The organism is Roseomonas marmotae, assembly GCF_017654485.1.
Taxonomy (GTDB): Bacteria; Pseudomonadota; Alphaproteobacteria; order Acetobacterales; family Acetobacteraceae; genus Pseudoroseomonas; species Pseudoroseomonas marmotae.
This window is the reverse complement of the sequence record NZ_CP061091.1, coordinates 96,888-109,618: the sequence shown is the minus strand read 5'-3', so window position 1 is coordinate 109,618 and position 12,731 is coordinate 96,888. Positions and strand designations below refer to the sequence as shown.

Here is a 12,731-nt window from a genome sequence, read left to right as displayed (position 1 = left end):
AGCCCGGAAAAGATCCCGGTGCTGGCGGGAGTGCGGCGGATGGAGCGGATCACCCGGTTGGAGACGGAGCGGCGCGGCCCGGGTGCGGGACTGCGCTGGCTGCTGCTGCCCTGGCATGCCGCCCGGGTCCTGAGCGGGGAGAAATCCTTCCGCGCCAATCCCCTGCTGGGCAGCGAGCTGCTGAACCGGCGGGGGCTGCATATCTGGCGGGTGCGGCTGGCGCAGCGCATGGCCGGGTGGCGGCGGCGGCGGATGGAGCATCTGGTCAGTCCGCGGGACCGGGAGGATTTCGCGCGGGACGGCTTCGTGCAGGTGCCGGATTTCCTGGAGGAGCGGGACTTCCAGGCGCTGGTGGCACGCCTCTCCGCGCTGAGCACCGAGGCGCATGAGATGCGGGAGGGCAAGGCCGTCACCCGCCGTATCCCCATCACCACGGAGCTGCTGCGGCAGGCGCCGGAACTGCGCGCCTTCCTGGCGCATCCGCGCTGGCGGGGGCTGACGCGCTACGTCTCCTCCTTCGATGCCGCGCCGCTGACCTTCATCCAGGTCATCCTCTCCGGCGCCAGCGGGGAGGAGGACCCGCAGACCCGGCTGCACATGGATACCTTCCATCCCACCATGAAGGCCTGGTTCTTCCTGCACGCGGTGGAGATGGAGGAGGGGCCGCTGACCTATGTGGCGCGCTCCCACATCCAGGGGCGGCGGCGGCAGGCCTGGCAGCGGCGGCGCAGCACCGAGGCCGCACGCCGCCGGGAGGCGGGCGGGGCCTTTCGGGTCACGGCGGCCGATCTCACGCGCTTCGGGCTGGAGCGGCCACGGCATTTCGCCGTGCCGGGCAATACGCTGGTGGTGGCGGATACCTGCGGCTTCCATGCCCGTGGCGCCTCGGCACGGGAGAGCATCCGCGTGGAGATCTATGCCTCCAGCCGGCCCAACCCCTTCTCCCCGCTGCTGCGGCCGCTGCTGGACCGGGTGCCGGCGCTGGAGCCCTGGCGGGTGCCCGCGCAGTACTGGGTGCAGGACCGGCTGGCGGCGCTGGGGCTGCTGCGGCCGGTCTGGCGGCCGGTGGGGAAGGTGCCGGTCTTTCCGCCGCATGGGGCCGGGGCGGGCGCGGAGGCCGGGCGGGCCCCCGTTTCCATGCCGGCCTCGTCCTGACCGGCGGAGGATGCTCCTGCAGCCGCCATGGCACGGATGACGAAGAGGCCCGGAGGGCGGCCTCATCCTCTCCCGCCGTAGCGGCCGGTTTCAGGGCATGATCGAGGACTGCATCCGCAATTCGCGCATCGCGCGGGCACGGGCCATGCCGGCCATGATGGCATCGGCATGGGCTGAGGCCGCCGAGCTGAAACCATTCTCCCCGCGGCCAAGTTGTGGCTGAGAACTGGCGCAGGCGGTCAATTGGCAAAGTAACAGCGCAGTCAGAGCCCAGACGCTAGTCTTGACCATTATTGCCCCCTTCCCCGTAGAGCATCCCCATCACGCGCCTGCTATCCTGCCGGAACTGAGCAGGCAGGGCGAGTCTTCCCGCAGCCCCGAAAGACGGAAAATCGTGATCTCCGCGATATCTGCCCGGAGCCCGCGCGGTTTGATGACATTCCTGCTGAGGAGACGGCTTTTCTCAAGCGGAGGCTCTGCCTTTGGGGCTGGCGGAAGGTGCTGTTCAGCCGTCCGCCGGCTCACCCAGCAGATGCAGGACAACCTGCCGGCGATGCGGGGCGGTGCGGTGCTCGCAGAGGAAGACGCCCTGCCAGGTGCCGAGCACGGGCCGGCCATCCTGCACGGGGATGGAGAGCTGCGTCTGCGTCAGCGCCGCGCGCAGATGCGCGGGCATGTCGTCCGGCCCTTCCTCGTCATGCCGGTAGGAGGCGCCATCGGGGGCGAGGCGCTGGAAGAAATCCTCGAAATCCCGCCGCACCTCGGGCGAGGCGTTCTCCTGCACCAGCAGGGAGGCCGAGGTATGCCGGCACCAGAGCGTCAGCAGCCCGTCGCCGATACCGGTGCCGGAGACCCAGCGGCACATGGGCGCGGTGATCTCCAGCAGGCCCCGGCCGGGGGTATCGATCTCCAGGCGGTGCAGGTGCTGCCGCATGCCGCTTCTCCTCTCCGGGCCCTCAGGCGAAGGCGATGCCGTATTGCGCCGGATCGGCCGAGGCAATGGCGGGGTTCGTCAGCGCCACATGCTCGCCGCTCTCGGAGAAATTCAGCACGACGTCGCTGCGGCTCATGCCCTGGTTCAGGTGGTCCATCCAGTTCTGTAGCCCGGCGGCGTCGGGGCCGCGGTTGAGCGTATTGGCGTAGAGGGCGGTGACGAAGCCCTGGTTATCCAGTGGCCCGTAGGTGGCCTGGAATTCCGGGCTGCTGACGAAGTTGTCGGCCAGCTGGGCCAGCGGGGTGCCACCCTCCAGCGCCGCCCGCTGGGCCGTCAGTCCCGGCAGGTCGGGCTGGCGGCCCAGCACGCCGTGATAGAGGCGGGCGACCTGCGCGGCCTGCGGGTCCAGCACCCAGATGCCGGCATGGATGGCGCCGGCGGTGGCCTCGCGGTTCTCCTGGCTTTCGGAGAAGCCCATCAGCACATCGGTGCGGTCCCTGGCGCCGCTGGAGAGCTCGCCGACCCATGTGGCATGGCCCGTGGGATCGGAGCCGCGATGCAGCACGTTGAGATACATCTGCTCGACGAAGCTGCCGTCATCCTGGCCGGCGCCGAAGCGGGCGGTGAATTCGGCCGAGCCGAGGAAGCCCTGCGCCAGGACCTTCAACCCCGTGCCATGCTCCAGCGCATCGGTCCAGAAGGGCAGGCCGGTCTGATCCGGGGTCCGCCCCAGGCCGGCCTGGTAGAGGCGGAAGACGGCGGCGGCGGCGGAGCCGGTATCCGTCACCAGCCGGCCATCGGCGAAGGAGAGGATCTCGACATCCGTGACCGTGTCCTGACCCGGGCTGGTGGTGATCCGCAGCGTGTTCTCCGACAGCATGCTCCAGCGGCTGCCGCGGAAGCCGATCTCGAAGGAGAGGGTGTCGGTGCCGGCGCCGCCGTCGATGCTGTCATTGCCGCCGCTGGCCATGATGAGGTCGTCGCCCCCCAGCGCGCGGATCACGTCATCGCCCGGCGTGCCGCGCAGCAGGTCGTTCCCCTCGCTGCCGGTGATGGCCGTGGGGCTCGGGGCCAGCAGCGAATCATTCGCCGCCATCCACCCCATCAGGTCGTCCCATTCGGTGTCGATGCGATTGGCCCAGATGGTGCTGGAGACGATGCCGACGACATGCTGCCGGTCATCCAGCAGCGGGCCGCCGCTGCTGCCGCCGGAATGGTAGAGGCCGGAGACGTCGAAGGTGGCGGGATTGCCGCTGAGTGCCACCGGCCCGGTATCGGCGGTCAGCCGCGTGCCCTGCTCGGAGGGGTAGCCGACAAGCTCATAGGTGCTGGACGGGGCGTAGGAGGTCATGCCCAGCCAGCCCGCGCGGTCCCCCAGCGCATCGTCGATGCCGATCAGCGCGAGGTCGGAGGCGGAGGCGGTGCGGGAGATGGTGCCGTCGGCATTGCCGACCGGGTAGTAGTCGGTCGTCCAGGCGCCGGAGGTGAAGCTGCCCCAGGGGCCATCGGCGCCGTCGAAGGCGGGATAGATGTTGATATCCGTCGCCGTCTTGTGGGGCGCGTAGACCAGATGGGCGGCGGTCAGGATGTCATTCCGGCCGACAAGGGCGCCCGAGCCGCGCGTGGCGCTGCCATCGCTCCAATGAACAGTAATGTAGACGACTGCGTTGTATGGGTAGGTGTCCTGATTCCTGAACTCTACTGCCATGCCTGAGCTTTCCTGTGTCGTTATTGTGAGGGCAGTCAGATCGTCTGTCCGTTATTCCTGATATTTTCTGGAGGCTGGCGCAATTGCTGAAACAAAATATCGATGCGTCACGTCATGACTGAAGCGGGGCTGTGGCGGATGCGCCGGCGTGGCAGAATGCCGCCATGCTGCAGCCGCTGACCGAGGCCGATGGCCTCATCCTCGATATCCGTTACGCCACGCCGGACAACCTGGCCGGCCGGCCCATCTACAGCCGCCCCGTGGCGCTGCTGTTGCCGGAGGGCCGGGCGCGGCTGCTGGCGGCGCGCGACCAGGCCGCCGCGCTGGGGCTGCGGATCAAGATCTTCGACGCCTTCCGGCCGATCGAGGCGCAATGGGCGCTCTGGCACGCGGTGGAGGACAAGCGCTTCGTCTCCGACCCCCGGCGGGGCGGCGTGCATCCGCGCGGCGCCGCCGTGGACCTGACGCTCTGCGATGCGGCCACGGGGGCGGAACTGCCGATGGGCACGGGCTTCGACGCGGTGGACCCGGCCTCGGCGCATGGCAGCCTGGCGGTGCCGGTGGCCGACCAGCGCAACCGGGCGCTGCTGCTGGGGCTGATGGTGGCGGCGGGCTTCGAGCCCTATCTGCTGGAATGGTGGCACTACCAGCTGCCGCAACCCCGGCGCTTTCCCGTGCTGTCGGCCAGCGCGGTCCCGGACGGGCCGATGTGATCGCGCCCCCCTTTCCGCGCCGCCGCCGGCACGCCAAATGAGGGCCATGTTCCGACGCTCGCTGCTGGCTTCCGCCCTGCTTCCGCTGCTGCCCTCCCTGGCCATGGCCCAGGCGGGGGGAGACCGTGCCGCCACCCTGGCGCGGATCGAGGCCTATCTGAACGGCCTGACGACGCTGCGCGCCCGCTTCCTGCAGATCGCCTCCAACGGCGGCAGCGCGGAGGGGACGGCGATGATCTGGCGCCCCGGGCGCATGCGCTTCGAATACGACCCGCCGGAGCCGCTGCTGCTGGTGGCCTCGGACGGGCAGTTCCTGCACTACGACAAGGAACTGCACCAGCCCAGCATCGTGCCGGTCAGCTCCACGCCGCTCGGCTTCCTGTTGCGGCCGCAGATCCGCTTCACCGGCGACCTGGAGGTGACGGCGCTGGAACGCGGCGGCGGGCTGCTGCGCGTGACCATGCGGCGGCGGGAAGCCCCAGGCGAAGGCAGCCTGACCCTGGTCTTCGCCGAGGACCCGATGGAGCTGCGGCAATGGGTGGTGGTGGATGCCCAGGGCCAGCAGACGCGGGTGACGCTGACGCAGATCCAGACCGGCGTGCGGTTTGACCCGCTGGTCTTCGCCTTCAACGACCCCCGCTTCTTCGAACAGCAGGTGCGCTGACATCCGGGAAGGCTGGGCAGGCCCATGGGATGGATTCGGCTTGAGGCGTCGCACGAGGGCGTGATTTTGCCTTGATTGCGCCACGCGCGGGCGCGACCATCCAGCCATGCGCCCCCTGATTGGTATCTCCTGCTGCGTCAAGGCGTTCGGTGCGAATGCCATGCCGAACCACGCCGCCTCCGACCACTACATCCGCGTGGTGCTCGGGCCCGTCGGCGGCATGCCGGTGCTGATCCCCGCCGCCGGGGAGGATCTGGCGCGGGAGCTGCTGCCGAGGCTAGATGGCATCCTGCTGACCGGCAGCCGCTCCAACGTGCAGCCTTCGCTCTACCAGGGGCCGCCGCATCTGGAGGGCACGCCCGAGGATGCCCAGCGGGATTCCACGACGCTGCCGTTGATCCGCGCGGCGCTGGAGGAAGGCGTGCCGCTGCTGGCGATCTGCCGGGGCTTCCAGGAGTTGAACGTGGCGCTGGGCGGCACGCTGGACCAGCGCATCCAGGACCTGCCGGGGCGGATGGACCATTCCACCCCCATTGACCAGGTGCTGCCGCGTGTGCGTACCGGCAAGGCCCATGCGGTGCGCGTGACGGAGGATGGCGCGCTGGCCCGCCTCTGGTCCGGGCTCGACTGGGATGCGGCCGCGGTGCCGGTGAATTCCCTGCACAACCAGGGCGTGGCCAAGCCCGCGCCCCGGCTGCTGCCCGAGGGCTGGGCGCCGGATGGCACGGTGGAGGCGGCGCGGGTGCGGGGCGCCAGGGACTTCGCCCTCGGCGTGCAATGGCACCCGGAATATGACTGGCAGAGCGATGCGCTGTCCCGCCGACTCTTCGAGGTCTTCGGCGCGGCTGCCGGGAATCGGGCGGCGCGGCGGGCTGCCAGCGCGCAAAACGGTCATTCCTTAACCGCGGTTGCGGCGGAATAGCCACATTCACGGTAATACCGTTCGATCAAACGTTTTTGAGTTGCACGGAAGATGGCTTCCTGATTCGCGGGAATGTCGTATTCTTTGACACAAGGCGGCAGGTTTTTCCCCAGACCGGCTCGCCCGACCATTCCGAACAGGAATGTCTCCCCCGACGGCGCCCGGTCACCCCCCCAAGGGCCGGGCGCCACTCGGGCGTGATCCGAAACCCCAAAGATATGGTCGAGCATGGCAATCCATGCGCGACACGCGGGTGCGCCAGCGCCCGTACGGGCAGTGGGGCGACGCGACTCGATCAGCTGAAGATGGATCGTGTAAAGGTGTAAAGCCTGGCAACAGGCGGCTGCCGGCGCCGCCCAAAGGCGGCACCAGCCGGGCCATGGCTTACAGGCTGCCGTTGAAGCGCGGAAGGCTGGCGGGCCAACGGCGCTCCATCAGGGAGCGGGTATAGACGCCGCTCAGGACGAGAGCGGCAAGGCCAGTGACAAAGAGAAAGCCGGACATGGGTTAACCCCCTTTTCTTGCGGAAGCGGAAGCAGATGCTGCATCCGCGAGAAGGTATATGGTATGTCGTTGTCCTGACTTGATCTGCGCATTTCGCACATGCGAGATGTCTTACCGCATGGCTCTTCATGACAGGGCCGTGGCTGGTCCCCGCCACCGCGGCGTGCCAAGTTTCCGCGCCTGAAGGAGAGGGCGGAAATGCAGCACGAGATCCAGAACGAAACGCCCTGGCAGCCCAGCCCCTGCTACCCCGACGCGCGGTTCAGGGCCTTCGAGCCAGGCTTCAGGCGCTTCCAGGTGATGAACAGCGCGGTCGAGAAGCTGGCGGGCGGCTGCATGTGGTCGGAAGGCCCGGTCTGGTTCGGGGACCAGCGGGCATTGCTCTGGTCGGATATCCCGAACAACCGCATCCTGCGCTGGGATGAGGAGACGCGGGCCGTCACCGCCTTCCGCAAGCCCTCCAACAACGCCAATGGCAATACGCGCGACCGCCAGGGCCGGCTGGTGACCTGCGAGCACCTGACGCGCCGCGTCACCCGCACGGAATATGACGGCAGCATCACCGTGCTGGCCGACCGCTTCGAGGGCAAGCGGCTGAATTCCCCCAATGACTTGGTGGTGGCCAGCGACGGCGCCATCTGGTTCACCGACCCGCCCTTCGGCATCGGTGGCTATGTGGAGGGGGAGAAGGCCGAGCCGGAACTACCCTCGGCGGTCTACCGGATCGACGGCCAGACCGGCACGGTCGCGAAGATGGCCGATGATATCCTCGGGCCGAACGGCCTGGCCTTCTCGCCGGACGAGAGCATCCTCTATGTGGTCGCCAGCCGGGCGGAGCCGCGGCAGATCCTGGCCTATGACGTCACGGACGGGCGGCTGGCGAATGGCCGCGTCTTGATCCAGTGCGAGCCCGGCAATTCCCCGGACGGCTTCCGGGTGGATACCGAGGGCAACCTGTGGTGCGGCTGGGGCATGGGCGGAGAGGGGCGGGACGGCGTGCGCGTCTTCGACGCCGGGGGCACGCCGCTCGGGCATATCGACCTGCCGGAGCGCTGCGCGAACCTCGCCTTCGGTGGGCGGCACCGGAACCGCCTGTTCATGGCGGCCTCGCGCTCGCTCTACGCCGTCTATGTCAATGCCCAGGGGGTGGCGGGGGGCTGAGGCCCCCGTGCCGCGTCAGCCCGGCGAGGCCTGGGCGCGCCGGGAGACCTCCTGCGTATAGGCCTGCATGTCCGCCAGGACCTTGCGCGCGGCCTCCCGCCCGTTCTCCGGCCGCATGGACTGGGTGATGACGCCGAGGTCCTGGCGGATCTGCCTCTCCGCATTCTCATACAGCGGGTCGTTGCGGAAGTCGGCGGGCACGCGGCGCACGGCCTCATAGGCCGCCTGGGCCGCCGCCTTCAGGTCCATCCAGGCCGGTGTCACGGCGCCCTGGTCATTGGCGGCGGGCTCATGGCCGCTGCGCTCCACGGCGGTCTGCAACTGCTGCTGCGCCGAGGTCAGCAGCGCCGCGTATTCCCGCAGGTTGGCGGTCGCCGGTTGCGGCGTCATCCCCGTGCGGGAGTCGGATTGCGGCCGGTTCTGCTGCGGGGGCGGGGCCTGGTTCTGGCCGATGCCGGGCTGGCTGCCCGAGCCGGCCTGGGCCAGGGCTTCGCCGGCCGGAGGGGCGGCGAGCCCGAGGCCAAGACCCAGGACCAGTGCGGCTTTCGCGATCTGCATGCTGTTCTCCTCTAAGCTGCCGGGATGTCCGGGCCTGGGGTCCGCCAGCGCCAGGACCTCCTCCCGGCTCAGTCCTGGCCTTCCGGCTTGGCCATGCCGCGATGCATGGCCGCGGTCACGCCGGCCGGCAGCACATTGGCCACGGCGGATTGCAGCTTGTTCTTCAAGCCGCTGACCACATCGCCCTGGCCCTTCATCATGGTGTCGTAGCCGACGCGGGCGACCATGGCGGGGTCGTCCTTCTTCTGCTGGCCGACGGGGGTATCGAGCATCCCCGCGCGCTCGAAGAACTCGGTATCCGTGGGGCCGGGCATCAGGCAGGTGACGGTGACCTCGGTTTCCTTCAGCTCGTCCCGCAGGGCGAAGGAGAAGGAATCGATGAAGGCCTTGCTGCCATTGTAGACGGCTTGGAAGCTGCCGGGCATGAAGCCGGCGATGGAGCCGGTGAAGAGGATGCGGCCGCTGTTGCGGGCCCGCATCTGCCGGCCGACCTGCAGCACCAGATAGAGGGTGCCGGTGATATTGGTCTCCACCACCCGGCGGATGTCGCCGAAATCCTGGTCCAGGAAGGCATGGCCCAGGCCGCGCCCGGCATTGGCCAGCAGCGCGTCGATGGGGCGGCCATGGGCGGCGGCCAGCAGCCTGTCCACGCCCTCGGTGGTGGAGAGATCGGCCTGTACCGCCTCCACCGAGGCGCCCATCTGGCGCAACTCGGTCGCGGCGGCCTCGATCCGCGGCTCATCGGCCGCGATCAGCAGGTCGAAGCCGTCCTGGGCGCAACATCTGGCGAGTTCGAGGCCGATGCCCGTGGAGGCGCCGGTGACGATGGCGAGGCGACGCGTCTGGTTATCCATGATGGCTCCTGCGTCACAGGGGGGGGAATGGGGGCGCGCGGGACGGCCTCAGGGCTTCAGGACGACCTTGATGCAGCCGTCCTTCTTGTCCCGGAAGGTCTTGTAGAGTTCGGGCCCTTCCGCCAGCGAGGCGGTATGGGTGATGACGAAGGAAGGGTCGATCTTCCCCGTCTCGATCAGTTCCAGCAGCTTCGGCATGTAGTGCTGCACCGGGGTCTGGGCCATGCGGAAGGTCAGGCCGCGGTTGATGGCGGAGCCCATCGGGATCTTGTCGAGGAACCCGCCATAGACGCCGACGATGGAGACGGTGCCGAAGTTGCGGCAGCAATGGATGGCCTGGCGCAGCACATGTGGCCGGTCCGTGCCCATGAAGGTCGCGACCTTCACGCGGTCCAGCATGGAATCCAGGCTGGCCTTGGATTCGGCCTCCGTGCCCACGGCATCGATGCAGGCATCGGCGCCGCGCCCATGGGTCAGCTCCATGATGCGCTCGTAGATATCCTCGGCCATGAAATCGAGCGTCATGGCGCCGGCCTGGCGCGCCATCTCCAGCCGCTCCGGCACCGTGTCGATGGCGATGACGCGCTCGGCGCCGAGCAGGAAGGCGCTGCGGATGGCGAACTGGCCCACAGGGCCGCAGCCCCAGATGGCCACCGTCTCGCCGCCCTTCAGGTTGCAGAATTCGGCGGCCATGTAGCCGGTGGGGAAGATGTCGGAGAGGAAGAGCGCCTGCTCATCCGGCATGCCGTCCGGCACCTTGATGGGCCCCACATCGGCATAGGGCACGCGCAGATACTCGGCCTGCCCGCCGGCGAAGCCGCCCAGCAGATGCGAATAGCCGAAGAGCCCGGCGGGGGAATTGCCCCAGAGCTTGGTGGCCATCTCGCGGTTCGGGTTGCTGCGCTCGCAGCCGGAGAAATAGCCGTTCCTGCAGAAGAAGCATTCGCCGCAGGAGATGGTGAAGGGCACCACCACGCGGTCGCCGACCTTCAGCTTCCTGTTGTCGCGCCCGACCTCGACGACTTCGCCCATGGTCTCGTGGCCCAGCACGTCGCCATGCTTCATGCTGGGGATGACGCCGTCGAAGAGATGCAGGTCCGAGCCGCAGATGGCGCAGGACGTCACCTTGATGATGGCGTCGCGGCCGTCCTCGATCCTGGGATCGGAGACGTTGTCGCAGCGGATATCGCCTTTGCCATGCCAGGCCAGCGCCTTCATGCCCGTGATCCTTCCCGTGTGGCTGGTCACTAAACGCAGCGGGAGCGCAGAGGTTCGCGGGTGGTTTCGGCGGCGGGGAGGCGCGGGATTGCGGGGCGCGGTTCATTCCAGTGCCCAGCTCAGGCTTTCAGGAGATGTGGCGGGCCGCCAGGGGTGGCCGGAGGAGGCGGTGCCCCCTCCGGCGCCGGTTTCAGTTGCCGCGCACGGCGCTGGCCAGGTCGCGCACCTGGTCCAGCACGCGCCGCACCGTATCCGGCGCCGCGCGGCCCTGCTCGTCCAGGCTCTTGGCCAGGGTCTCGATCAGCGCGGAGGCCACCACGGCGCCATCGGCGATCCTCGCCGCCTCCGCCGCCTGCTGCGGCGTGCGGACGCCGAAGCCGATGGCGATGGGCAGGTCGGTGAATTTCCGCAGGCGCGGGATGGCCTGTTCCAGCGTGCCGGCCTCGGCGCTGCGGGTGCCGGTGATGCCGGCGATGGCGACATAGTAGATGAAGCCGCTGGTGCCGTTCAGCACCTTGGGCAGCCGCGCATCATCGGTGGTGGGGGCCACCAGCCGGATGAGGTCCAGCCCCTGCGCCGTGGTGCAGGGGGCCAGGATATCGGCTTCCTCGGGCGGCAGGTCCACCACGATCAGCCCATCCACGCCGGAGGAGGCGGCATCGGTGCAGAAGCGGTCGGTGCCGTAGGAGAGGATGGGGTTGAGGTAGCCCATCAGGATGATGGGCGTCTCGTCATCGTCGCGGCGGAAGTCCCGCACCATGGCCAGCGCCCCGGCGAGCGTCCCGCCCGCCTTCAGCGCGCGCTGCCCGGCGAGCTGGATGGTCGGGCCATCCGCCATCGGGTCGCTGAACGGCACGCCGAGCTCGATCAGGTCCGCCCCCGCGCCGGGCATGCCGCGCAGGATGGCCATGCTGGTGGCGGGGTCGGGATCATAGGCTTCCAGGAAGGGCATCAGCGCGCCGCGCCCTTCCTGCTTCAGCCGCGCGAAGCGCGCGGCGATCCGGCCGCGCGCCTGTTGCGCCACTTCGCTCACAGCTGCTCTCCCAGATGCTTGGCGACGGTGAAGATGTCCTTGTCCCCGCGCCCGGAGAGGTTCAGCACGATGATCTTGTCCTTACCCATGGTGGGGGCGAGCTTCATCACCTGCGCCAGGCCGTGCGAGGATTCCAGCGCGGGGATGATGCCCTCCAGCTTCGAGCAGAGCTGGAAGGCCTCCAGCGCCTCGTCATCGGTGATGCCGACATAGGTGGCGCGGCCGGTCTCGTGCAGCCAGGAATGCTCCGGGCCGATGCCGGGATAGTCCAGCCCGGCCGAGATGGAATGCGCCTCCTGGATCTGCCCGTGCCGGTCCTGCAGCAGGTAGGTCATGTTGCCATGCAGCACGCCAGGGCGACCCCGGTTGAGGGAGGCCGCGTGCTCCTTGGTGTCCATGCCGCGCCCGGCGGCCTCGACGCCCCAGAGCGCCACCTCCTTGTCGTCCAGGAAGGGGTGGAAGAGCCCCATGGCCGAGGAGCCGCCGCCGACGGCGCAGACCAGTGCATCCGGCAGGCGGCCTTCCAGTTCCAGGATCTGCTCGCGCGTCTCCTCGCCCACCACGCATTGGAAGTCCCGCACCATCTGCGGATAGGGATGCGGGCCGGCGACGGTGCCGATGCAGTAATAGGTGTCGTGGATATTCGCGACCCAGTCCCGCAGCGCCTCGTTCATCGCGTCCTTCAGCGTGCCGGCGCCGGCGGTGACGGGCACCACCTCCGCGCCCAGCAGCTTCATGCGGAAGACGTTCGGCGCCTGCCGCTCGACATCGGTTGCGCCCATATAGACGACGCATTTCATGCCGAAGAGGGCGCAGGCCGTGGCGGTGGCGACGCCATGCTGCCCCGCCCCGGTCTCGGCCAGGATGCGGTGGCGGCCCATGCGCCGCGCCAGCAGGATCTGGCCGAGGACGGCGTTGATCTTATGCGCGCCGGTGTGGTTCAGCTCCTCGCGCTTCAGATAGACCTTGGCGCCGCCGAGGTGTTCCGTCAGCCGGCGGGCGAACCAGAGCGGGCTGGGGCGGCCGACATAATCCTTCAGCAGCCATCGCCACTCCGCCATGAACGCCGCGTCCTTCTTGGCGGCGTCATAGGCCTGCTCCAGTTCGAGCAGCAGGGGCATCAGGGTCTCGGCGACATAGCGGCCACCGAACTGGCCGAAGCGCCCACGCGCATCGGGACCCTGACGGAGCGAATTGGTCAACGGCTGGTTCAAGATCCATCCCTCCGTACGGGGGGATGTGTGTAGCGCGCGGGGGAGGCGGCGGGTAGGCATCTCTTCGCGCGGGGCGGCAGAAGCGCGCCGCCG

General features: G+C 68.9%; 13 protein-coding genes. 5 read left to right on the top strand and 8 right to left on the bottom strand.

The window, feature by feature from the left end:
- Window positions 1-39 precede the first annotated feature (39 nt).
- Window positions 40-1,155 carry a phytanoyl-CoA dioxygenase family protein gene (locus IAI58_RS00480; RefSeq protein ID WP_207444632.1) on the top strand — a complete coding sequence of 372 codons (1,116 nt, stop codon included), beginning with the start codon at window positions 40-42 and terminating at the stop codon, window positions 1,153-1,155.
- 505 nt (window positions 1,156-1,660) lie between these two features.
- Here the strand turns inward: IAI58_RS00480 and IAI58_RS00475 are convergent.
- Window positions 1,661-2,089 carry a secondary thiamine-phosphate synthase enzyme YjbQ gene (locus tag IAI58_RS00475; protein WP_207444633.1) on the bottom strand — a complete coding sequence of 143 codons (429 nt, stop codon included), beginning with the start codon at window positions 2,087-2,089 and terminating at the stop codon, window positions 1,661-1,663.
- Window positions 2,090-2,111: 22 nt separating this feature from the next.
- Complete coding sequence (locus IAI58_RS00470; protein WP_207444634.1) at window positions 2,112-3,797, bottom strand: DUF4214 domain-containing protein; 1,686 nt, start codon at window positions 3,795-3,797, stop codon at window positions 2,112-2,114.
- 164 nt (window positions 3,798-3,961) lie between these two features.
- Between IAI58_RS00470 and ddpX the strand changes: the two genes are divergently transcribed.
- From ddpX to IAI58_RS00455, 3 genes are all read left to right on the top strand, one after another.
- A complete protein-coding gene (gene ddpX / locus IAI58_RS00465) occupies window positions 3,962-4,510 on the top strand; it encodes a D-alanyl-D-alanine dipeptidase (RefSeq protein ID WP_207444635.1) in 549 nt (182 codons plus the stop codon).
- Window positions 4,511-4,556: 46 nt separating this feature from the next.
- Window positions 4,557-5,174 carry a LolA family protein gene (locus IAI58_RS00460; RefSeq protein WP_207444636.1) on the top strand — a complete coding sequence of 206 codons (618 nt, stop codon included), beginning with the start codon at window positions 4,557-4,559 and terminating at the stop codon, window positions 5,172-5,174.
- 106 nt (window positions 5,175-5,280) lie between these two features.
- Window positions 5,281-6,096 (top strand): gamma-glutamyl-gamma-aminobutyrate hydrolase family protein, encoded by an 816-nt coding sequence (locus IAI58_RS00455; RefSeq protein ID WP_207444637.1) that lies wholly within the window; start codon window positions 5,281-5,283, stop codon window positions 6,094-6,096.
- On the opposite strand, the gene IAI58_RS00450 is transcribed toward IAI58_RS00455, so the two are convergent.
- On the bottom strand, window positions 6,066-6,326 hold the full coding sequence (locus IAI58_RS00450) for a hypothetical protein (protein WP_207444638.1): 261 nt from the start codon (window positions 6,324-6,326) through the stop codon (window positions 6,066-6,068). The two genes, IAI58_RS00455 and IAI58_RS00450, sit on opposite strands and share 31 nt — an antisense overlap.
- Before the next feature lie 472 nt (window positions 6,327-6,798).
- Between IAI58_RS00450 and IAI58_RS00445 the strand changes: the two genes are divergently transcribed.
- Entirely contained in the window at window positions 6,799-7,761 is a 963-nt protein-coding gene (locus IAI58_RS00445; RefSeq protein WP_207444639.1) for an SMP-30/gluconolactonase/LRE family protein, read from the top strand.
- 15 nt (window positions 7,762-7,776) lie between these two features.
- Here the strand turns inward: IAI58_RS00445 and IAI58_RS00440 are convergent, their stop codons facing one another.
- The 5 genes from IAI58_RS00440 to trpB all read right to left on the bottom strand — a co-directional run bounded on the left by IAI58_RS00440 (window position 7,777) and on the right by trpB (window position 12,638).
- Window positions 7,777-8,319, bottom strand: a complete 543-nt coding sequence (locus IAI58_RS00440) for a hypothetical protein (RefSeq protein ID WP_207444640.1) — start codon at window positions 8,317-8,319, stop codon at window positions 7,777-7,779.
- 68 nt (window positions 8,320-8,387) lie between these two features.
- Entirely contained in the window at window positions 8,388-9,173 is a 786-nt protein-coding gene (locus tag IAI58_RS00435) for an SDR family NAD(P)-dependent oxidoreductase (protein WP_207444641.1), read from the bottom strand.
- 48 nt (window positions 9,174-9,221) lie between these two features.
- Entirely contained in the window at window positions 9,222-10,391 is a 1,170-nt protein-coding gene (locus IAI58_RS00430) for a zinc-dependent alcohol dehydrogenase (RefSeq protein ID WP_207444642.1), read from the bottom strand.
- Between the two features lie 190 nt (window positions 10,392-10,581).
- Window positions 10,582-11,415, bottom strand: coding sequence for a tryptophan synthase subunit alpha (trpA, locus tag IAI58_RS00425; RefSeq protein WP_207444976.1), 834 nt, complete (start codon window positions 11,413-11,415; stop codon window positions 10,582-10,584).
- Between the two features lie 5 nt (window positions 11,416-11,420).
- Complete coding sequence (trpB, locus tag IAI58_RS00420; protein ID WP_207444643.1) at window positions 11,421-12,638, bottom strand: tryptophan synthase subunit beta; 1,218 nt, start codon at window positions 12,636-12,638, stop codon at window positions 11,421-11,423.
- Window positions 12,639-12,731: the final 93 nt, after the last annotated feature.

Bases quoted from the DNA above. Each gene is read 5' to 3' on its own strand.
- IAI58_RS00480 (WP_207444632.1), top strand. From the start codon at position 40: ATGGAGCGGATCACCCGGTTGGAGACGGAGCGGCGCGGCCCGGGTGCG.
- IAI58_RS00475 (WP_207444633.1), bottom strand. From the start codon at position 2,089: ATGCGGCAGCACCTGCACCGCCTGGAGATCGATACCCCCGGCCGGGGC.
- IAI58_RS00470 (WP_207444634.1), bottom strand. From the start codon at position 3,797: ATGGCAGTAGAGTTCAGGAATCAGGACACCTACCCATACAACGCAGTC.
- ddpX (WP_207444635.1), top strand. From the start codon at position 3,962: ATGCTGCAGCCGCTGACCGAGGCCGATGGCCTCATCCTCGATATCCGT.
- IAI58_RS00460 (WP_207444636.1), top strand. From the start codon at position 4,557: ATGTTCCGACGCTCGCTGCTGGCTTCCGCCCTGCTTCCGCTGCTGCCC.
- IAI58_RS00455 (WP_207444637.1), top strand. From the start codon at position 5,281: ATGCGCCCCCTGATTGGTATCTCCTGCTGCGTCAAGGCGTTCGGTGCG.
- IAI58_RS00450 (WP_207444638.1), bottom strand. From the start codon at position 6,326: ATGCTCGACCATATCTTTGGGGTTTCGGATCACGCCCGAGTGGCGCCC.
- IAI58_RS00445 (WP_207444639.1), top strand. From the start codon at position 6,799: ATGCAGCACGAGATCCAGAACGAAACGCCCTGGCAGCCCAGCCCCTGC.
- IAI58_RS00440 (WP_207444640.1), bottom strand. From the start codon at position 8,319: ATGCAGATCGCGAAAGCCGCACTGGTCCTGGGTCTTGGCCTCGGGCTC.
- IAI58_RS00435 (WP_207444641.1), bottom strand. From the start codon at position 9,173: ATGGATAACCAGACGCGTCGCCTCGCCATCGTCACCGGCGCCTCCACG.
- IAI58_RS00430 (WP_207444642.1), bottom strand. From the start codon at position 10,391: ATGAAGGCGCTGGCCTGGCATGGCAAAGGCGATATCCGCTGCGACAAC.